The sequence below is a fragment of the Geobacter sp. OR-1 genome (assembly GCF_000813145.1).
Taxonomy (GTDB): domain Bacteria; phylum Desulfobacterota; class Desulfuromonadia; order Geobacterales; family DSM-12255; genus Geoanaerobacter.
In genome coordinates, this window is the sequence record NZ_BAZF01000063.1 from 1 (window position 1) to 511 (window position 511).

Sequence of the window (511 nt, forward strand, 5' to 3'; positions counted from 1 at the left end):
TTCGTCGTTGCCGTGGCAGGAGTCGCAGGTGAGGGTATCACCCCAGGTGGCGCTGTTGCCGAAGTGGCAGTTGATGTTGCTGCAGGTCCTGTTGACACCGTTGTCCCAGGCAAACTGGGCAGTGGTGCCGTTCTGGACGATGTTCCGGACGCCGTTGATATGGGTGGTGCTGTCTGCCTTGATGGCCGTACCGGTGAGGGTGGTTTCGCTATGGCAGTTGGAGCAGGTGACGGCACCGGACTTGGTGTGCTTCTTGTGGCTGTTGGCGCGGAGATCGGTGTACCCGGCGTTGGCATAGTTCGGTTCGCCGGCATGGGTGGAGTAGTGGCCGAACTGCTCGTCGTTGCCGTGGCACTGCTTGCAGTCGGAATATACTGCTGCCGAGTTCCAGCCGGTACCGGCGGTGAACGGTGCGTTCTGCCGTCCTTTGCCGTCGCTGTGACAGTAAACGTTGCTGCAGATGCCGTCGGTGACGTTGTAGCTCCGGCCGGCGCGAACACCGGAGTAGTCG

At 61.4% G+C, this 511-nt stretch carries 1 protein-coding gene; it reads right to left on the minus strand.

Annotated elements, in window-relative coordinates; all coding sequences use genetic code 11:
- On the minus strand, positions 1-511 hold a 511-nt coding region (locus OR1_RS20485; RefSeq protein ID WP_041975040.1), incomplete at both ends, for a CxxxxCH/CxxCH domain-containing protein.